General features: G+C 70.2%; 18 protein-coding genes. 10 read left to right on the top strand and 8 right to left on the bottom strand.

Annotation, left to right across the window (positions count from 1 at the left end):
- The first annotated feature begins 8 nt into the window (after positions 1-8).
- The 4 genes from HNQ61_RS04125 to HNQ61_RS04140 all read left to right on the top strand — a co-directional run bounded on the left by HNQ61_RS04125 (position 9) and on the right by HNQ61_RS04140 (position 3,517).
- Positions 9-554 carry a DUF1697 domain-containing protein gene (locus HNQ61_RS04125; RefSeq protein WP_205761957.1) on the top strand — a complete coding sequence of 182 codons (546 nt, stop codon included), beginning with the start codon at positions 9-11 and terminating at the stop codon, positions 552-554.
- A gap of 746 nt (positions 555-1,300) precedes the next feature.
- Entirely contained in the window at positions 1,301-1,789 is a 489-nt protein-coding gene (locus HNQ61_RS04130; RefSeq protein WP_170038029.1) for a hypothetical protein, read from the top strand.
- Positions 1,790-1,796: 7 nt separating this feature from the next.
- A complete protein-coding gene (locus tag HNQ61_RS04135) occupies positions 1,797-2,480 on the top strand; it encodes a hypothetical protein (protein ID WP_170038027.1) in 684 nt (227 codons plus the stop codon).
- Positions 2,481-2,482: 2 nt separating this feature from the next.
- Positions 2,483-3,517 carry an HD-GYP domain-containing protein gene (locus tag HNQ61_RS04140; protein ID WP_240979021.1) on the top strand — a complete coding sequence of 345 codons (1,035 nt, stop codon included), beginning with the start codon at positions 2,483-2,485 and terminating at the stop codon, positions 3,515-3,517.
- Positions 3,518-3,917: 400 nt separating this feature from the next.
- Here HNQ61_RS04140 and HNQ61_RS04145 read toward each other — a convergent pair whose 3' ends face one another.
- From HNQ61_RS04145 to HNQ61_RS04155, 3 genes are all read right to left on the bottom strand, one after another.
- Positions 3,918-5,726 (bottom strand): Ig-like domain-containing protein, encoded by a 1,809-nt coding sequence (locus HNQ61_RS04145; protein ID WP_170038023.1) that lies wholly within the window; start codon positions 5,724-5,726, stop codon positions 3,918-3,920.
- A 415-nt stretch (positions 5,727-6,141) separates the two neighbouring features.
- Positions 6,142-6,579 (bottom strand): hypothetical protein, encoded by a 438-nt coding sequence (locus HNQ61_RS04150; protein WP_183685510.1) that lies wholly within the window; start codon positions 6,577-6,579, stop codon positions 6,142-6,144.
- Complete coding sequence (locus tag HNQ61_RS04155) at positions 6,576-7,313, bottom strand: SRPBCC family protein (protein ID WP_183685511.1); 738 nt, start codon at positions 7,311-7,313, stop codon at positions 6,576-6,578. Before HNQ61_RS04155 ends, HNQ61_RS04150 begins: the two co-directional genes overlap by 4 nt.
- Positions 7,314-7,702: 389 nt before the next feature.
- Between HNQ61_RS04155 and HNQ61_RS04160 the strand changes: the two genes are divergently transcribed.
- Positions 7,703-9,088: an IS4 family transposase gene (locus tag HNQ61_RS04160; RefSeq protein WP_276510302.1), complete on the top strand. Its 1,386-nt coding sequence runs from the start codon at positions 7,703-7,705 to the stop codon at positions 9,086-9,088.
- Positions 9,089-9,314: 226 nt separating this feature from the next.
- Here HNQ61_RS04160 and HNQ61_RS04165 read toward each other — a convergent pair whose 3' ends face one another.
- Positions 9,315-10,280, bottom strand: a complete 966-nt coding sequence (locus HNQ61_RS04165) for a COX15/CtaA family protein (RefSeq protein WP_170038019.1) — start codon at positions 10,278-10,280, stop codon at positions 9,315-9,317.
- 215 nt (positions 10,281-10,495) lie between these two features.
- On the opposite strand from HNQ61_RS04165, the gene HNQ61_RS04170 reads away from it, so the two are divergent.
- From HNQ61_RS04170 to HNQ61_RS04180, 3 genes are all read left to right on the top strand, one after another.
- A complete protein-coding gene (locus tag HNQ61_RS04170; RefSeq protein WP_205761954.1) occupies positions 10,496-11,575 on the top strand; it encodes a heme o synthase in 1,080 nt (359 codons plus the stop codon).
- Complete coding sequence (locus HNQ61_RS04175; RefSeq protein ID WP_170038017.1) at positions 11,572-11,817, top strand: hypothetical protein; 246 nt, start codon at positions 11,572-11,574, stop codon at positions 11,815-11,817. Before HNQ61_RS04170 ends, HNQ61_RS04175 begins: the two co-directional genes overlap by 4 nt.
- Before the next feature lie 86 nt (positions 11,818-11,903).
- Positions 11,904-12,455 (top strand): DinB family protein, encoded by a 552-nt coding sequence (locus tag HNQ61_RS04180; protein WP_170038015.1) that lies wholly within the window; start codon positions 11,904-11,906, stop codon positions 12,453-12,455.
- Between the two features lie 500 nt (positions 12,456-12,955).
- Here HNQ61_RS04180 and HNQ61_RS04185 read toward each other — a convergent pair whose 3' ends face one another.
- Positions 12,956-13,921, bottom strand: coding sequence for a M15 family metallopeptidase domain-containing protein (locus HNQ61_RS04185; RefSeq protein ID WP_170038013.1), 966 nt, complete (start codon positions 13,919-13,921; stop codon positions 12,956-12,958).
- A gap of 16 nt (positions 13,922-13,937) precedes the next feature.
- Complete coding sequence (locus HNQ61_RS04190) at positions 13,938-14,729, bottom strand: SDR family oxidoreductase (protein WP_170038011.1); 792 nt, start codon at positions 14,727-14,729, stop codon at positions 13,938-13,940.
- Positions 14,730-15,567: 838 nt separating this feature from the next.
- Between HNQ61_RS04190 and HNQ61_RS04195 the strand changes: the two genes are divergently transcribed.
- The gene (locus HNQ61_RS04195; RefSeq protein ID WP_170038010.1) at positions 15,568-16,614 is read left to right on the top strand and encodes a hypothetical protein; all 1,047 of its coding nucleotides are present in this window, start codon (positions 15,568-15,570) and stop codon (positions 16,612-16,614) included.
- Between the two features lie 136 nt (positions 16,615-16,750).
- Here the strand turns inward: HNQ61_RS04195 and HNQ61_RS04200 are convergent, their stop codons facing one another.
- Both HNQ61_RS04200 and HNQ61_RS04205 read right to left on the bottom strand, forming a co-directional pair.
- Positions 16,751-16,924 (bottom strand): hypothetical protein, encoded by a 174-nt coding sequence (locus HNQ61_RS04200; protein ID WP_170038009.1) that lies wholly within the window; start codon positions 16,922-16,924, stop codon positions 16,751-16,753.
- Positions 16,925-17,276: 352 nt separating this feature from the next.
- Positions 17,277-17,555, bottom strand: a complete 279-nt coding sequence (locus HNQ61_RS04205) for a pinensin family lanthipeptide (RefSeq protein ID WP_170038007.1) — start codon at positions 17,553-17,555, stop codon at positions 17,277-17,279.
- 169 nt (positions 17,556-17,724) lie between these two features.
- Here HNQ61_RS04205 and HNQ61_RS04210 point away from each other — a divergent pair, with 169 nt between their 5' ends.
- Positions 17,725-19,065, top strand: a complete 1,341-nt coding sequence (locus tag HNQ61_RS04210; RefSeq protein ID WP_170038004.1) for an aminopeptidase P N-terminal domain-containing protein — start codon at positions 17,725-17,727, stop codon at positions 19,063-19,065.
- The last annotated feature ends 165 nt before the right edge of the window (positions 19,066-19,230 follow it).

Consider the following 19,230-nt stretch of genomic DNA (forward strand, 5'->3'; position numbering starts at 1 on the left):
GAAAGCCGATGACGGACATGCAGGTGGCGCTGATCCGCGGGATCAACGTGGGCAAGTCCAAGCGCGTGCCCATGGCCGAGTTGCGCGACGGGGTAGAGGAGCTTGGGTTCACGAACGTCAAGACGCTGCTGAACAGCGGCAACGTCGTGTACTCCGCGACCGGCACCGCGCCGCAGGAGGCGGCGGCACGCATCGAGGGCGTGCTCGCCGGGCCGCGCATCGGGGTGCCGGCGCGGGTGATCGTCCTCACGGCGGCGGAAGTGGCGCAGATCGTGGCGGAGAACGGCATCGGCGCGGAGGTGGACAATCCCTCGCGGCTCTTTGTCGCCATCCCGCGCGATCCGGCGGAACTGCGGCTGCTGGACGGGCTGATGCGGGAGGACTGGGGGACGGAGAAACTGGCGATCAGCGGGCGCGCGGCGTACTTCTGGTGCCCGGACGGATCGCTGGATAGCCGCCTTCCGGAAGCCGTCGCCCGTGTGCTCAAGGACCGCGTGACGACGCGCAACTGGGGCACGATGCTCAAGCTGCGGGCCCTGACGTCGGCGGAGTGACGCTTCGGAAGCGGCGCGAGTCTGAAACGAGACGGACGTTTCGTGCGTAGCTGACCGCGCGGCGGGCCGTGGGCCCTCACCCCGCGTGCTGCGCACGACGACCCTCTCCCACGAACGGATGTGGGAGAGGGAGCACACCCCAGGATCGTACGTTCCGGATGGTTCGGCGCGGCGGCGGGCTCCCCCCTCCCCCCAGCCCCCTCGCCCCGCAAGCGGGGGAGGGGGAGCCGTTCGGCTGGGGAGCGGGCTTCGGCGCGCGTCCGCAGGTGTCGTCCGGCGGTTGAAACCGCGCCTCGCAAAACACGAAGTCCGCTTTCGCGGACTGGACTGCGTCCTTGTTGCGGGTTCCAAGACGCAGTTGAAGCCCCGAACCGGACGCGCCAGCGGCTGGTGTCGGGGGTTCCCGCTGTTTGAGCGGCGGATTCATTCGCTCAAGAGGAATTCTGCCGCGTACCGGGCCTGTGCGCGGCGGGCCGTGGGCCCTCACCCCGCGTGCTGCGCACGGCGATCCTCTCCCACGAACGGATGTGGGAGAGGGAGCACACACCAGTGTGGAGCGGGTCGGATGGATTCGCGTGGATGGCGGGCGGGCGGTGGGGGCGCACGGGTGATTATCCTCCCCGCGGGGCCCTCTTCCGCCAACGCGCGGAGGGGCCGGGTGTCATAAGGGACGCGCCCATTTCCACTGCCGTGCCCCTGACGTATGTTCCGCCGGGAACACGGTCTCCCTTTTTCCGCCGGCACCGGTGATCCAATCTTCGTCCTGGCGCGCGCCTTGGCTGGCGCCCGCCGCCCTGGCCGTCGCGCTGCTGTCGCTGGCGCTCAACGGCGTGCTGCTGTACCTGATCCGCCATCCCGAGCGCATGCTGGCCCCGGTGCTGGACCGCGTCATCACCCGGCTGGAAGAACAGGACGCCACCCTCAAGTACACGGTGCGCATCCCCGCCGGCACGCCGGTGCGGTTCGATGTCCCCATCGACCAGAGCTACCGCATCCGGCTGAATACCAACGTCCCCATCAACACCACTTTTCAGCTGCCGATCAACACGCCGTTCGGCAACCGCGTGGTGCGGGTTCCGGTCAAGACCACCATCCCCATCCGCCAGGACCTGCCCATTCACCTGCGCGACACCTTTCGCCTGCGCACGCAGACGCAGAGCGAACTGGTCGTGCCGCTGGAAGTACCCCTTCGCGATCTGCCGCTGGACGAGCTCCGGCGCTCCCTGACGCCCTAGTCACGCCATGCCACGCACGCCGCTTCCGCTGATTCTTCTGGCCCTCGCCGCCTGTGCCGGCGACGCGCCCGCCCGTAGGGAGGGCGGCGCGGACTCGCTCGTGCCCGGCGCTCCCGCCGCGCCTTCGCCGCCACCGGCCGGCGCGCAGGCCGCCTCCGCGTGGCGGGTGAACCCGCGCGAGGGGGTCACGCTGACGCCCGGCGCGGACGGGCTGCTGGTGGAAACGGGGCCGCACACGGTGCTGTGGCCGGCGGACGGGGCCGACCTGGCGCCGCCGTACACCGTGCGCGCCACCTTTCACAAGCGCACCGGGCGGCTGCACGAGGGATACGGGCTGGTGTTCGGCGGGGCGGGGCTGGACGCGCCGGAAGCGGGGCAGACGTACAGCTACTTCCTCCTCCGCGGCGACGGCAGCGTGCTGGTAAAGCGTCGCGCCGGGGCCGAGACGCCGCTGGTGCGCGACTGGACGCGCAGCCCGGCCGCCAACCGCGACGGCGAGGGCGTGGGGCGCGAAAACACGCTGGAGGCACGCGTGGGGGCAGACACCACCGTCTTTCTGGTGAACGAGGTGGAGGTGGCCCGCATTGCCAGCGGCGAGCTTTCGGTGCGCGGGCGCGCGGGACTGCGCGTGGCGCACGACCTGGCGCTGGACGTGCGCGGGTTCCGGGTGGACGCGGGCGGTGCGCAGTGAGCATGGCGCCGCGGGTGCTGGTGGCGGATGACGACGCCGGGGTGCGCGGCGTTCTGCGCGCCATGCTGCGCCGGGGCGACTACGAGGTGGTGGAGGTGGAGGATGGACGGGCCGCGCTGGACGCATTCGAGCGCGACGGCGCGGACCTGATCCTTTCCGACCTGCAGATGCCGCGGATGAGCGGGCTGGAGCTGCTGCGCCGCATCCGCGCGCTGGACGACACCACGGGCTTCATCATCCTCACCGGCGCGGGGACGGTGGAGAACGCGGTGGAGGCGCTGCGGCTGCAGGCGGACGACTACCTGGTAAAGCCCTTCAACGTGGACGAGGTGCTGTTCGCCGCCGAGCGGGCCCTCTCGTACCGCCGCCTGCTGCGCGAGAACCGCGCGCACCAGCAGCACCTGCGCGAGCGCGTGGCCGAGCAGGCCGCGCAGCTCAAGGTGCTGCTGCTGGACGCGCTGCGCTCCCTTGCCGCCGCCATCGAGACGCGGGACGACTACACGGGCGGCCACGTGGAGCGCGTGGCCCGCTACGCCGCCGCCACCGGGCGGGAGATGGGCCTTTCGGGCGAGGACCTGCGCGCGCTGTGGGTGGGCGCGCTGCTGCACGACGTGGGCAAGATCGGGGTGAGCGACGCGGTGCTGCGCAAGGCGGGGCCGCTGACGGACGAGGAGTACGCGGAGATGAAGCGGCATCCGGAGATCGGCGCGGCGATCATGGCGCGCAGCTCGTTCCTGGTGCCCGGCCTGCCCGCCGTCCTCCACCACCAGGAGCACTGGGACGGCACCGGCTACCCCGCCGGCCTGCGCGGGGAGGAAATCTCGCTGCAGGGCCGCATCATTTCCGTGGTGGACACGTACGACGCCATCATCACCCGCCGCCCGTACCGCGACGCACGCACGAGCGAAGAAGCGCTGGCGGAGCTGAGCCGCTGCGCGGGGACGCAGTTCGATCCGGGGGTGGTGGAGGCGTTTGTCCGCGCCGCGCGCAACGGCTTTCCCGTGGACCCCGACACCCCCGCCGGCTCCCTGGACTGATCCGCCCCACGGCAGCGAAGGGCCTCCCCCCGCGACGGCGCGACCGGACGAGAGCATCCGTCCGCGCCACCGCCCGTGGCGAGGCCCTTCATCTATCCCCCCATCTCCTCATCGCTCCACCGATCCTCGCCCGGCGCCCGATCCCCCCGCGCACCTCCGCGTACCCCCCGGCCTCCGCGTGAACTCCGGCGGATCCTTCCGCCCAACAACAATCCGGGTGCGCACCGAAGAAGGCGCGCACCCGGATTCCGTTCATCCATCCCGCCAGAGCGGCCCGGCGGATTCATCCGCCCAACAACAATCCGGGTGCGCGCCGAAGAAAGGCGCGCACCCGGATTCCGTTCATCCATCCCACCAGAGCGGCCCGGCGGACTGCACCCCGCCGGGCCGCTCTGGTGCGTTACTGCATGCGCGTCGTGCGGCCCGCGCGGTCCATGGTGAACTGCGGCAGCTTCAGCTCATCGTTGTGCAGCTTGAAGGTGCGCGGGATGAAGCTGGCCGATCCGCCCTGCTGGCCCTGCAGCGCCAGCGTGAGGAAGAAGTTGTCGGCCGCGCCCAGATCCACCTGGTAGCCCAGGTCCGCGAGCGATCGGACGGTCACCAGGCTCATGGGGTTGGCCCCGTTGGCCACGTAGCCCGTCATCAGCTCGTTGCGCAGCACGTTTTCGCGCCAGTGCCCGTTGGCCGTGCCGGCGCCGCCGGTGTTCTCCACCGGGACCTTCTGGCCGCCGGTGTAGGTGGTTCCGCCGATGGCGTCGAAGCCCGCGACGGCGCCCGGGCCGTTGAAGTAGGTGTCCAGCACGCTGCTGGTGCTGCTGGGGTTCTGCAGGAAGCCCATGCTGGTCCACAGCGACGAGCCCACACCGATCACGTGGCCCATCTCGTGGAGGAACACCGCGCCGAGCGTGCCGCTGGTCTCCAGGTCGTTCACGTCCGCGGCGTCAAAGCGCATCAGGCCGATGACGGGAAGCCCGTTCACGCGGCGGTAGCAGTAGCCCGCCTGGCCCAGAACCCGGCCGCTGCCGTCGATGGGCTCCACGATGGCGAAGATCAGCAGGTCGTCGTAGTCCATGTCCATGGACGGCGTGCCGGGGGCGCAGGCGCTGGCCGGAACGGCACCGGTCAGGTCCTGCAGGTCGCCCTTGATGACCTGCGCCCAGCGCGCGGCCGCGTCGCGGAACACCTGCGCCTGCGACGGCGTCATGGGCGAGGTGAAGCAGAGCGTGATGTTGTAGCCCGTGGTGCCCGGTCCGCCGCCCGCGCAGCCCACACCGCGGATGACTACGGGCGCCGCGTTCACGCCCGGAGCCGTCACCAGCACCTCCTGCGGCCCGGCACTGGGTCCCAGCGTCCAGCCGCCCAGCGCGGCGATGCCGTTGGCGTTGGTGACCGCGGTGGCGTTGGTGATGGTGCCGCCGCCGCTGCGCACGCTGAAGTTCACCGTCTGCCCGCCCAGCGCGGTGCCGCCGGCGTCCGCCACCAGCACCGTGGGGCCCACGGGAACCGCCGTGTTCACCATGGCCGCCTGGTTGTTGCCGGTGTTGAGCAGGATGGTGCCCTGCGCCGTCGCGCTCCCGGTGGCGGTAAAGGTCACCGACGCGATGGTGGTTCCGGGGAAGCTGGCCATGACGGTGTTGGCGCCCACCGCCGGTCCCAGCGTCCACGACGTGGAGGCGATGCCGTCCGTGTTGGTGGTGGCCGAGGCGGGCGACACCGATCCGTTGCCGCCGGTGACGGCGAAGTTCACGGTCTGGCCCACGATGGGCTGGTTGAGCCGGTCGCGCACCTGCACGCGCACCTGGCTGGTCAGCACGCGGCCGATCTGCCCGGTTTCGGCGTCGCCGCCCACCTTGAGCACGTTGGCCGCGGTCTGCGCCACCTGCACGGTGGTGGAGCCCGACGCGGTGCCGGAGGTGGCGGTCACGATGCCGGACCCGTTGGCCGCCGCGGTCACCACGGCGCTGTCGCCGCCGAGCCCCACCACGGAGACCGACGTGCCGCTGGCCGTCCAGGTGAGCGGGGCGGCGGTGATGGCGCGGCCCTTCTGGTCGCTCACGGTGGCGTGCACCACAGTGGTGGCCCCCAGCGCGTTCAGCGAGGGCGTGACCGCGGTTACCGCCACGGAGGTGGGCACGGACGGTTCGGTGCCGCCGTCGGAGCAGCCCGCCGCGAGCAGAACGGCGGCGGTGGTGAGCAGGACTTTGCGCATGCGGAGGGAAATCTCCTGGGGCGGCGGTGCACCCCGGACTGGGAGGAAAAAGGCACAACCCTGGCGGGTGGTGCCTGCGCGGCTCGCGAGAAGCGGCGGCGAACGATCCTGCGGGCGGCCGCGCCGGAGCACGGTGCCGGGCGGCGGGCCCTGCGCGGGCTGAACGCCCGGCCGGCGGCGCCGGAACCTGTCGAAACTTTGTCCGCCCACGCGGGAGGGCAGGCGCGGACCGGAGCCCGCACGCGTGCGCCCGCGGCGCGGGTGGATGCTGCAACCGGTCAACTATGCAGGAAAAAGCGGGATCGCGCAAGTCGGTTTGCGTGCTCCGCGCGTGGGTGGCGGATCCTGCAACCGAATGCGGCGCAACGGGATGCCGTTTCGGGCGGACCTTCGTGCGCCGCGGAATGAACGCGGTTCAGCGCGGGGAGCGGTCCCGGCCGGAGTTCGCGCCCGGCCGCTCGTCCGCGTCGTCGAAGAGGGGAGAACGGGCGGCGAGCACGGCCCATCCCGCGATCAGCGCGGATTCGGCGGCGGCGTCCAGCAGGTAGACGGGCGGGATGACGCGCCTGGCCGTGTAGTTGACGTCCACCGCGGTGAGCGCGGCGGCCGAGCCCGCGGCCAGCAGAGCGATTTCCGGCGTGACGCGGCGGCGCAGCCCGGCCATCATCATCGCCGCCCCGCCAGCGGCGATGAGCGCGCCGACGGTCTTCACCAGCCACTTGTCCGTCTTTTCCCCCGTGACGGCCTCAAAGCTGGGAAGGTGGACGATGGGCCACAGCCCCGTGGCCAGGTAGAAGGCGCCCTGGGTGACGGCGAGAGCGCCGGCGGCGCTGGCCCCGTCGCGCGCGCTCACGCCGCGCCCCCGGCGGCACCGCCTTCCATCAGCGCCTTGAAGGCGCGCAGATCGCTCCGCATGATCTCCTCCGGCGTCTGGTGCATCACGCTGGCGATGGCCTGTCCCACCACGCCGGCGGGCGGCTCGAACTCCAGCGTGGCGCGGACGATCGTTTCTCCCGCGCGGGCGCCGGGGGTGAACTCCACCGATCCGCGGTTGGGCAGATCCGACGCGGCCACGGATCGCCAGGCGATGCGCCGCCCCGGCACGTCTTCCGTCACCTCGGACGTCCATGTGAGGCTGCGGCCGCGCGCGCCCTCCGCCACCCAGCGCGACCGCGTGTCATCCACCACCTGGACGGAAACGATGCGCGCCTGGTAGCGCGGCGCCGTGCGGAAGTCGCGCCAGAAACGGTACAGTTCGTCCGCCGGGCGCTGGACGGTGATCGACGCCTCGCCGCGCATGCCGTCCGCGGTCGTGCCGGACGAGATCGCCTGCTCCCGCGCCGTGCCGGTGTCCGCCGCGGTGGTGTCGCGGCCCAAGGCGGAGTAGACGGCGCAGTGGCCGGTGACGCCGCGGTGGGCCAGCGCGGCGCCCGCCGCGGCCAGGAGGACGCCGGACGCGCCTCCCCGCCGCAGCCCCAGAATCGCGAGTACGCTCCCGCCCACGGTGGAGGCGATCCGCTCCGTCCGCCCCACGTTCACGTCGCCGCCCCGCAGCACGCTTCCCACCGTTTCCGCCACGTTCGACACAGACTCTCCCCGCTGTTGATCCACCCGCCGAAACCCGCGCCGCGGGGGTGCAATTCACATTCCGGGCGGGGATGGTGGAGCAAGGGAATAGGGAATAGGGAATAGGGAACAGCACATACGGCGGCAGATAAGCCATCTCTCGCCAATGATGTGCGGTGGTCCCCATCAGTCGTGCCGTTGGCGAGCCCGGTTGAGCGAATAAATCCGCCGCTCCAAAAGCGGAAAGCCCCGACACCGGCTGCTGGCGCATCCGCTTCGGGGCTTCAACTGCGTATGGGATCCGCGCCGGACTGGTGTGTGCTCCCTCTCCCACATCTGTTCGCTACCCATTACCCACAGACCTGTCCTATACTGGCGCGAAGGAGAAACCAGTAAAAGCGGGGTGAGAGATGGGAGCGGAGTGGGTTGGGGCGGAGATGGCGACACTGGAGTTGGGTGATCCGCGGCTGAAGCAGCGGGTGATCCGGATGATCGAGTTGTTTTCGGCGAATCCGGAAGCCTCGATCCCGAAGGCATGCGGGAACGCCGCGGACACGAAGGCGGCGTATCGCGCGCTCAGTTCAGAGGCCGTGTCCGCCGAGGAGATCCGGCTGGCGCACGCGCGTGCAGCGTCGGAGCGGGCCGCCGGGTTCAAGCGCGTGCTGGTGGAGCAGGACTCGACCGGGCTGAGCCTTGGAGACTCCGACAGCCGGATGCTGGGCCTGGGTCCGATGGGTGGCTCGGGAGGACAGCGGGGGCTGTTCGTCCATTCGGCGCTGATGAGCACGATCGAGGGGGTGCCGCTGGGGATCGTCAGCCAGCAGGTGTGGGCGCGGGAGGACGCGGCAGAGAAGCGGGGGACGCGGCGGAAGCGGCTCATCGAGGAGAAGGAGAGCTTTCGCTGGCTGGAGACCGTGGACGCGGTCGAGTCCCTGCTGCCGCACGAAGTGGAGGTCTGGATCAGCGGCGATCGCGAAGCGGACATCTTCGAGCTGTTCGCCATGCCGCGCAGGCCGGGCGTGGAGTTGGTGGTCCGCGCGACGCACGAGCGGAAGCTCGCGGGCGAAGGGTTCGGCTATCTGCACGCGGCCGTGGAAGCCGCCGCGGTGGTGGGTGAGATGCAGGTGCACGTGCCGCGCTCGCGCAAGCGGAAGGAGCGTACGGCGGCGCTGGAGGTGCGAGCCTGCACCGTGACGCTGGAGCCGCCGCGCAACCACCTGGGGCGGGGCGATCTGTCGCCCGTGTGCGTCAGCGTGGTACGGGTGCGGGAAACCCGGACGGTGCCCGAGGGCGAGGCACCGATCGAATGGATGATCATCACCACGGTCGCGGTGCACGGCCTGGAGGAAGCGATGGAGGTCGTCCACGCCTATGCACAGCGCTGGAAGGTGGAGCGCTACCACTACGTGCTGAAGAGCGGCTGCGGGATGGAGGACCTGCAGTTGGCGGACGCGGACCGGATCGAACGGGCGCTGGCCCTCTACAACGTCGTCGCGTGGAGGCTGCTGTACATGACCTATGTGGCGCGCGTGGCGCCCGAACTCCCCTGTACGGCCGTGCTGGAAGAAGACGAGTGGAAGGCGCTGTACGTGGTCGGCTCCACCCGGCCGCGCGCATTGCCGGAGAAGCCGCCGACCGTGAGAGAGGCGGTACGCATGATCGCGATGCTGGGCGGCTTCATGGGGCGCAAACGGGACGGAGAACCGGGCGTCCAGTCCCTATGGACCGGCTTCCGTCGGCTCATGGACTTTACGATCGCGCTTCGGCGTCTCCTGCTCTCCACTTCCTGTGGGTAATGGGTAGCATCTGTTCGTGGGAGAGGGTCGTCGTGCGCAGCACGCGGGGTGAGGGCCCACGGCGGCGGACGCGAGTCTCCGTCTGCCCTCACGCTGAAGTCTGCCTTTCACCTCGCGGAGCGGGGGAAGACTGGTCCCATGCACGGCACCCCCGTCGCCGCACAACAAAGCCCCTCGCCCGGAATGCGGACGAGGGGCTTTCGATCATCATCCACCCCAAACCGGGTCAGACCGCGGCGGGGCGGGGGGACGCGGGTTCGGGGAGCGGGGCGGCTTCGGCGCGGGGCTCGGCGGCCAGCACGGAGGCCGCGGTGAGGACGAGCGTGATCCACAGCGCGTCCGCCAGCAGCAGGTGAACCAGCTGCATCCACACGGGGACAAGGAGCACCACGTTCACCGTCCCCGCCATCACCTGCAGCCCGAACAGCGCCACCAGCGCCGTCGACAGCCGCTCCGTCTCGCGCCCCGGACGCAGCCGCCGCACCATCCGTCCGCTGAGCGCCACGAAGATCCCGGTTCCAATGGCCGCGATGGGGTGCACCACGCGCAGCCGCTCCAGAAAGTGCACCGCCGAAAGCTCGAATCCCATTGACGTCTTGGGGAACAGCGTATCGCCCAGCGCCGTCACCGCCCCCATCGCACCGACCAGAATCGTGAGCACGACGGCGGAAATCATCAGCGCGCCCGCCGCGCCCTGCCCGCGCAGCCGCACCGCCGGCCGGCCGCTGGCCCACCACCCCGTCAGCGCCAGCGCGCCCAGCAGCAGAAAGGTGTTGGTCAGGTGCACGGCCATGGCCGCGGCGCGCCAGACGGAGGCGTTGTGCGCCACCAGCTCCAGCTTCACCAGCGCCGCGCCGACCGCGCCTTCCGTCAGCGTCAGGATGAGGGACGCAACCGCGCCGGCGCGTGCCGGATGGCCCTTGGGAAAGCGCCGCCAGGCCATCCACACCATGGCGATCACCATGGGCCCCAGAATGCCGCTGGTGGCGCGATGGGTGAATTCGATGAGCGTTTCCAGCGACGGCGCGCGCAGCACCACCTGCCCGTTGCAGGCGGGCCAGTGGCTGCCGCATCCCGCGCCGGAGCCGGTGGCGCGCACCACCGCGCCCCACAGCACCACGGCCACGGTGTAGGCCAGCACCAGCCAGGTATACCGGGCAAAGCCCCTGCGGGCGGAAAGGTCTGCGGTCATGCGGAAACGGGCGCGCGGCGGACGTGGATTTCGGCGCACACGGTAAGCACCGGGGACGGCGGGGCGCAAGTGCTTGGGCGCGACCGGGTTGGCCGCGTGGGGCAATCTCCCTCCGCCGGGTCGGGAAAGCTCCGCGCGGCGCGCGGCCGAGGGTGGCGCTTCTGCCTGCGGCGCGTATATTTGGGCCACTCTGACCCGGAACCGAAGCGAGCTTGATGTCCGACGCGATCGCCACATTCCCCCCCGACGCCCCGCTCGCCCGCGCCGCGGGCACCCAGGGCGGCACGGACGGGGAGATGACCACCGCCACGCAGCGCGCGGGCATCGCCGCCGCGCGCACGGGCTCCGGCGGCGTCGCGCAGCGCCTGCGCGACTACGTGACGCTCACCAAGCCGCGCATCATCAGCCTGCTGCTGGTGACCACGGTGGCGCCCATGCTCATTGCGCTGGGCCGCATGCCGTCGTGGTCGTCGGTCATGTGGACCATGCTGGGCGGCTACCTGATGGCGGGCGGCGCCAACGCGATCAACATGTTCATCGATCGCGACATCGACGCGCACATGCCGCGGACGAAGCTGCGCCCCATCCCCAGCGGCCGCATGTCGCCGGCGCACGTGCTGGCGTTCGGGATCACGCTGGGGGCCGCCGCGTTTGCCGTGTTCGCGCTGTTCGTGAACCTGCTCAGCGGCGTTCTGGCGATGTCCGGGCTGCTGTACTACGTCTTCATCTACACCCGCTGGCTCAAGCGCACCTCGCCGCAGAACATCGTGGTCGGCGGCGCGGCGGGCGCGTTTCCGCCGCTGGTGGGCTGGGCGGCCGCCACGGGGCAGATCTCGCTGACCGCCGTCTACATGTTCCTCATCGTCTTCTTCTGGACGCCGCCGCACTTCTGGGCCCTGGCGCTGGTGAAGCAGAAGGACTACGGCCGCGTGGGCATTCCCATGGCGCCGAACGTGTGGGGCGAGCGCGAGACGATGAAGCAGATGCTGCTGTACACGCTCATCCTCATCCCCATTACCCTGGGCCCGGTGACGTACGGCGGACTGGGCGCGGTGTACGGCGTGTCGGCCGCGGTGCTGGGCGCGTGGTTCCTGCGCGACGTGGTGCGGGTGATGCGCGCGGCGGATTTCGTCCGCCCGGCGTGGACGCTGTACCGCAACTCGCTGCTGTACCTTGCGCTGCTGTTCGCGGCGATGGCGGTGGACGGGCTGGTTTCGCGTGGCGAGCCCTCGCCCGGCGTGGTGTTCGTGCGCTCGTCCCCGGTGGCCGTCACCCTTCCCGGGGAGCGGCCGTGAGCGGCGACAACATCGGCTTTCAGGCCGCCAGCCCGGACGGGCGCGAGCGGTTCGTGCTTCTCTGCTTTCGCCCGGACGCGGAGGGGCGCGTAGCCACCCGCGAGTGGTCAGGCGCGGAGCAGGGCGGACGCGAGCAGACGCAGGACGCGGCCGACGTGCTGCGGCGCATCGACGCGTGGGAAAAGGCCGGGTGGAAGTTCACCGAGTCGCCCATCCGCATCCGCGCGTGGCTGGGCGGCTGAAACCCGCCCCGCTTTCCTTCCGTTGATGGACGGGCCGTCCCCCGGCCCGGTTGCACCTCATCCCCTCACCCCGCACTCATCCGCCGATGGCCACCGCCACCGCGCCCCGCGCCGACGCCCGCTGGTCCGCCGCGCTGGAAGAGCACCAGGTCGCGCTCGCCGCGTACCTTGACGCCGGCCAGACCGTTTCCGACGCCGCGTGGACGCAGCCGTGGGCGCCGGGCAAGTGGTCGCCCGCGCAGATTACCGAGCACCTGGCCATGGTGTACCGCGTCTTCATCACCGAGATGACGGAGGGCGTGGGGATGCGGATGAAGCTCACGCCGTTCCGCCGGGGGGTGCTGCGGACGCTGATGCTGCCGCACATGCTTTTCCATCGCACATTCCCCAAGGCGGCCCCCGCGCCGCGCGAGGTGCGCCCCGTGGCGGAAAACCTGCCCTCGCGCACGGCCGCGCTGGCGGATCTCCGCGCGCTGGGCGAGCGCTTTGAGCACGAACTGTCCGTGGCGCGCGCGTCCGGCAGGCCGGGGCTGACGCATCCGTTCTTCGGGGTGATCGACTGGAACCGCGGCGTGCGTCTCGCCGCCGTGCACCTGGAGCACCACACGCGGCAGATTGCCTCGCTCGCGCGGCGCTGATTCCGATCGCGATGCTGGATGGAAGAAACCCCGCCTCGGTGTGCACCGGGCGGGGTTTTTCGCGTCTCCTGCTTTGGAACTGCCGTTTCACACGGAGGTCACGGAGGATGCACGGAGGTCACGGAGGAAAACGTTAGGATGGCATCGCACAGCAAGCCGGTCTCCGCGCTCAGCACAAACCGCCGCGCCAACCCATGGAGACGAAGGCCTGCCGTGAAGCTTTCCCCGGGCAAGATCCAGCCTGAACGAACCGGAGACTGCCTCCGTGCTGAGGTCTCCCTTTCTCCCGCGGAGCGGGGGAGAGGGCCGGGGAGAGGGGGCCTTTCCGACCGCGCAGCACCATCCGGGACCAAGCTGAGTTGCAGTTCTCCCCTCTCCGTGCGGCAGTTTGCACGGGGAGGGGCCGGGGGCGGGGCCTCCCGGCCAGCGCACCGTGCAAAAGAAGAGGAGCGAGAACCCGGTTCTCGCTCCTCCTTTTTTCTCATCCTGACCGAGACAAATCAGCGGACAATCACGTCGCCGTCCGTGACCAGCGGCAGCATCAGCGTGCGGATGGGGAGCGCGGGATCGTAGGGGGCAGGATAAACGGGGACGGGATTGCGGATGAAGTCCAGCGTGCGCTGCCTCCACCGCGCCAGCGCGCCCGGTGCCTGCCACTCGCCCTCCGGCCGCCCCGTCGCCAGCGTCACGTGCTGCACGCGCGCGAGGGTGCGCAACGCCGCGACTTCGGTGCCCGTTGCGGCATCCGTATCGGGAAGGTACACGTGGCCGGGATCGTTGCTGTCCGCCCCGTATCCCTCCATCCCGATGCGCTTGGCGATGTCGTGAAAGCGCGCCAGCTGCGAGGGCGCCACATCGTAGTCCGCCGCGCGTGCCGCCGGGCGCCCCAGCCGGTCCACGCGGCAGTGCCACGACGTCAGCGTGCTGGTGACGAACCCGCCCGGCCGCGACCGCCCCTGCTGAAACAGAAAGGCCTGCCGCTCCGCCGCCCGGTACGTCTCCCGCCGCCGCGCGCGCACGCCGGCCTGCGCCAGTTCGCGCTCGAAGCGGCGGATCATGGACATGAAGACGGGGTCCAGCTGCATCAGGTCGTTGTGAACGCGGCGCGCCTCCGGGCCGAACGAGGATCGCAGCACGCGCCACTCCCACTGCTCAAAGCTTTCTCCCGGCGCGGGATGCGGCATGCCGGGGATGCCCACCGTGTGCGTTCCCGGCAAGGGCGTGGCGGGCCGGTACACGGGGACGTCCAGGTATGAGAGCAGGCCGAACTTGCCCGGCCCGCGCGCGGCAAAGCGGCACCGCAGCTCGGCGGCGCTCGGGTTGCGGCGCAGTCCGTCCAGCTCCGTCAAGCCACAGTCCGCCCACGAGGTCGGCGGACGGAGCCCGGCTGGCGGGGGCGCCTGGGCGGCGGCGGAAGACGCGGCCAGGGCGGCTGCGGCAATCAGCAGAGGTGCGGTGAAGCGCATGTCAGTCGGGAAAGGATCAGAGCAGTCCCTGGACGAACCCGCCGTCCACCTGAATGGTCGTGCCGGTGATGTACGAAGCGCGGTCCGAGGCCAGAAAGGCGACCAGCGCGGCCAGCTCTTCCGGCTGGCCCATGCGGCCGATGGGGATGCGGGCGCTCATCTCGGCCAGCACCTCGTCGGGGCGGCGCTGCTCGTTTTCCGCCCGTTCCGCGGCCAGGTCTTCTACGCGGCCGGTGAGCATGTACCCGGGCGCCACCACGTTGCACGTCACGCCGAACGGCGCCAGCTCCGTCGCCATCGTCTTTACCCATCCCACGACGGCGGCGCGCGCGGTGTTGGAGAGGATGAGGCCGGGCAGCGGCTGCTTGACGGAGACGGAGGTGAGCGCGATGAAGCGGCCCCAGCGCCGCTGCTTCATGAAGGGCGTCACCTCCTGCGCCAGGCGCACGGTGCTCATGAGGTTGAGCTCCATGGCGCGTTCTACCTGCTCGGCGCTGGTGCTTTCGTAGCGCGTCCCCGGCGGGCCGCCTGCGTTGGCCAGCGCGATGTCCACGCCGCCCCACCGTTCGGCGGTCTTTTCCACCAGCGCGTGGATGTCGTCCGGGCGCGTCATGTCGGCGCGGATGGCGAACACCTGGCCGCCCGTTTCCCGCCTCAGCTCTTCCGCGGCCTTCTGCAGCCGCGCCTCGTTGCGTGCGGTGATGATGACGCGCGCCTTTTCCCGCGCGAGCTCGCGCGCCACGGCGCGGCCCAGCCCCATGCTGCCGCCCGCGACGATGGCGACGCGGTCCTTGAGCCCCAGTTCCATGCGGTGCCTGCGCTTGTGCGATGGATCGTTCCTGCCCGGCGCGCAATATGGCGCCGCGCCCCCGCACGAATCAATCGTGGGCCGAAGATCATTCGTGCGTCTGCTACGGGATCAGGATCGAAACTTCTACGATCCTCGATCATCCGTCAATGGAGAGCCGCCCGTTCCTTCCGCCGCGCACGTGCCGGCTCACTCGTCGCGCCGCGATCGACCGGTCTGGCAGTCTGAGGAGGCGCCGGACACTGCCGCCGACCCACCGAACCTTGGCGCCGCCGAAGGATCTGTTTTCTCCGCGAGAACGGGCGTGCCTGTCGCAGCGTTGGCTCGACGGATGGTAGATCCTTCGGTCGCGCATGACCTTGGCGGGACGGAGTGGCCGGCGCACGCTCCCTCAGGATGACATGGCTGCGCGTGGTAACTGGCCTTCCTGCAACAACATGTCATCCTGAGGAGGCGCCGGACGCTGCCGCCGTCCCGCCGAACCTTGGCGCCGACGAAGGATCTACTTTCCCCGCGAGAACGGGCGTGGGTGTCGCGACGTTGGCGCGGCGGATGGTTGATCCTTCGGTCGCGCATGACTCGGCGGATGGAGAGGCCGGCCCGCGCTCCCTCAGGATGACATGGCTGGCGTGGTAAGTAGCGTCCCCGCAACAACATGTCATCTTTGAGAGATGCCCCCTGGGATGGCGGAGCGAGACGTGTGAAGAGATTGACGGTTCCCGCAAAGTTTCCGAAGTATCCGATTGACCCGCCGGGCAGATCCATACAGATTCGGCCAGCACTCGTGTGATCGCCTGCACCCCTCCGCCTGTTCTCTCCCTTTCGCCGCGCCGCTCCGATGAACGAGCTTTCATCCGATCCTCCGCACGCTGTTTCCGCCGGCTTGGATGAGGTTGTGGCGGAAATGGTGGAGCAGTTTCGCCGGGGGGCTGTGGTCGCGAACGCGGGCGGGCTGGGACACACCTCGTTCGCCGACGTGCCCGACGTGTCGGAAATGGTGAACGCGATGCTCTCGCCGGCGGACGCGGAGGCGTTCGGCGCCGTTTCCATCTCGCGCGAAGACGGGCTGCGCGCCTCCCGCGGCGGCGATCAGGCGAAGGCGGCGGAGCGGATCGGGGAGGCGCGGCGCCTGCTTGACGGCGCGGATCTCACGCCGAGCGCGCGCCTGCTGGCGGAGTCGCTGTACAGTTCGGCGGCCGCGTATGTGCGCTACCGCCAAGGAGATCTGGCGGGGGCGCGGCGGGATCTGGACGAGGCGATCGCCAGCAGCAACGCGCTGTGGGATGAGCACGGGTTCCGGGGAGCGGAGGCGCGCCGCCTGCACCTGGCGCACCTGATCGTCCGCGTGGAAGCCCGGCTCGGCGGCGATCCATGGGACGTGGTGCAGACCGTCTGCCGGCTGTGGGATTACCTGGAGGGAAACACCGCGGCGTGGCCTTTTGCGCCATACGCGCGCGCCGGGGCGGAGGTGAATCGCCGGATGGCGATGCTGATGCTGAACGAGATCGTCACCGAGTTCGCGGTGCTGCTGGCGGAGCATCCGGAGGTGGAGACCGCCGCGCTCGACCTTCTCCACCGCGAGCAGCGCGCCCGCCATCCCGCCGATCCGTATCCGTTTTCGTACGCGCGCGCGTGGCTCACGGCCAGGCAGGCGCTGCACGGGGACGACCCCGCGGCCGCGCTGCAGAAGGCTGGGCCTTTTCTGGGCGTGGTGGATGGCCCCCGGCCGCTGCTGTGGCAGTCGGTGGTCCGCGACACCGTCAGGCTCTGCCGCACCCTGCCCGGCGCCGCGGGACGCGCGGCGGAAACCCTCGCCGCGGGCGCGCTGGCGGACCACACCGTTCCCGACTGCCTGCGCATTGATCGCTCTCCGCATCCCGCCTGAATCACCGTCCACGGGCGCAGCGGCCTGATCATCGCACAGTTCTCCGGACCGTGGCGGGAAGCAAAGAAACGGCCCGGGCGCGCAGTGCGCCCGGGCCGTTCTGGTCATCCGCGGAGCGTTCTGCTCCGCCCGCCGACTAGAAGCAGGCGTCGATGCAGGTGTACCCGAAACAGGTGCCCACCGCGGGATTGCAGGTAAACTGGTTCTTGGTGGCATGGGCGATGACGGTGCCCGGCTTGTCGGTGTCGACGGTGGCGGTCTGGAACGTCTCGATGGCCAGATCGTCGATCTGCAGCTTCATCTTCTTCATGGAAAATTCTCCAATTTACGCGTTCGGGGCTCGCTCGGCGCGAGCCGGATCAAATCGCCGCAAGCCGTGTGGAGGCAAGTACATCCACGGCAGGCCGCGTTCGGCTGGCGGGCGGCGTTCGTGCAATCAATTTCGCACAAATTATGTCGGATGGCAACCCGCGGAGAGTTCGCCGGCGCAAAGAGTACGGTGTGCACGCTGGCGTCTTCCCTCGTCGCGGAGTGCGCGAGATGGCGGATTCGGATGGTCGGGAGAGTGGGTCGAGCGCCGCAGGAGGGGCGGGCGGAGCACTGGTTGGGGAGGAGAACGGATCGGCGGCCGCGAGCGTGCGGCCGCCGATCCGCCGGCTGCGTCAGGCGCAGTTGCAGGTTTCGTTGCTGAAGCAGGGCGTCGCGCCGCTCTGCCCGATCATCAGCGCTTGCAATCCATTCACGCCAACGATGGGCTCCGCCGGGCAGATCTGCTGGCTGCACAGCCCGCGGCACGACTCGCCCGTACAGGGGATTCCGGCGGTGTCTTCCGTCGGCGTCACGTACATGTGGCCGAGCGCGGTGCCGCGGATCGCGTCGGACTCGGAGGTGGCGAACGATTCGACCGTGAGGTGTTCCAGGGAAAGCGCGAGCTTCTTCATGGCGGGCTCCTGCGTGCGTTGGAGAAGACGGGGTAATTCTGTTCCCGCCATCATATGCATGAATGATTGAGGCCGCAACGACGGGCGCGCCACGTTGCGCGGGGGTGGCGCGGTGTCTATCCTCAGGCCCCGCGACGCCGTCCCGCTCGCAGCTCTCGATGGATCATCGATGACCGAAACTGATTTGTCCGCCGCCGATCCGTTCCGCGCCCGCCGCGAGCGGTTCCTGGATTCAATCGGCAAGGGCGTGGCCGTGATCGCCGCCGCGCCGGAGCTGGTCAAGTCGCGCGACACCGACGTCCGCTATCGCCAGAACAGCGACTTCTTCTATCTGACGGGCTTTCTGGAGCCGGGCGCCGTGGCCGTGCTCACCCCGTTCGATCCGGAGCACCGGTTTACCCTCTTCGTGCGGCCGCGCGACCGTGAGCGCGAAACGTGGACCGGCGTGCGCGCCGGCGTGGAGGGCGCGCTGGAACGGTTCGGCGCCGACAAGGCGTATCCCGTTGAGGAGTTGGACAACCATCTGCGCGACCTGATCGAACCCGCGGACGCGCTTTGGTACGCGCTCTCGGCGGATGGAAGCGAGATGGACGCGAAGCTGATCCGGCTGCTGACCGGTTTTCGCGGAACGCGCCATCGCACGGGCAAGGGGCCGTGGGACATCCGCGATCCCGCCAGCGTGCTGGACCGCATGCGCGTGATCAAGGAGCCCGGTGAGCTGGAGCGCATCCGCGAAGCGGCGGCGCTTTCCGCGCGGGGGCACCTGGCCGCCATGCGCGCCGGCCGCGCGGGCGTGGGCGAGTGGGAACTGGAGGCGCTGCTGGACGGGACCTTTCGCGCCGCATCCGCCGATTCCGGCACCGCGTACCCCAGCATCGTGGGATCGGGCGCGAACGCGACGGTGCTGCACTACGTGACCAACGAGCGGCGCATCGGCGAAGGCGACCTGGTGCTGATGGACGCGGGTGCGGACGCGGGCTTCTACTGCGGCGACATCACCCGTGTGTTTCCCGCCAGCGGCCGGTTCACCGCGCCGCAGCGCCGCGTGTACGACATCGTGCATGCGGCGCTGGACGCGGGGATCGCGGCGGCGCGTCCGGGCGCGCCCATCACCGGCATTCACGAGGCCGCGCGGGCCGTGCTGGTGCAGGGGATGATCGATCTGGGCCTGCTGGAGGGCACCGTGGACGACCTGATCGAGTCCGAGGCGTTCAAGCGCTTCTTCATGCACAACACCGCGCACTACCTGGGGCTGGACGTGCACGACGCGGGTCCGTACCGCGAGCGCGATGGCACGCCCGTTCCTTTGCAGCCCGGGATGGTGCTCACGGTGGAGCCCGGCCTGTACATCCCCGCGGACGCGGAAGACGTGGCGGAGGAGCTGCGCGGCATCGGAATCCGCCTGGAGGACAACGTGATCATCACCGGGGATGGCTGCGAGGTGATTACGCGCGGGGTGCCCGTGGCGGCGGACGAGGTGGAGGCGGTCTGCGGAGGGGACAGGGAATAGGGAATGGGGAATAGGGAATAGGAACGGCGGGGGATGATGATGATCATCTCCCGCCGTCTCTGTTCCCCCCCCCCGCGACCTCCGCGACCTCCGCGCCCTCCGCGTGAACCGGGGTAGAAGCCTTCGCCGGAGCGGGGCAGGGGAACGCACGCGAACCGCCGCCGG

This window comes from Longimicrobium terrae, from assembly GCF_014202995.1.
Taxonomy (GTDB): Bacteria; Gemmatimonadota; Gemmatimonadetes; order Longimicrobiales; family Longimicrobiaceae; genus Longimicrobium; species Longimicrobium terrae.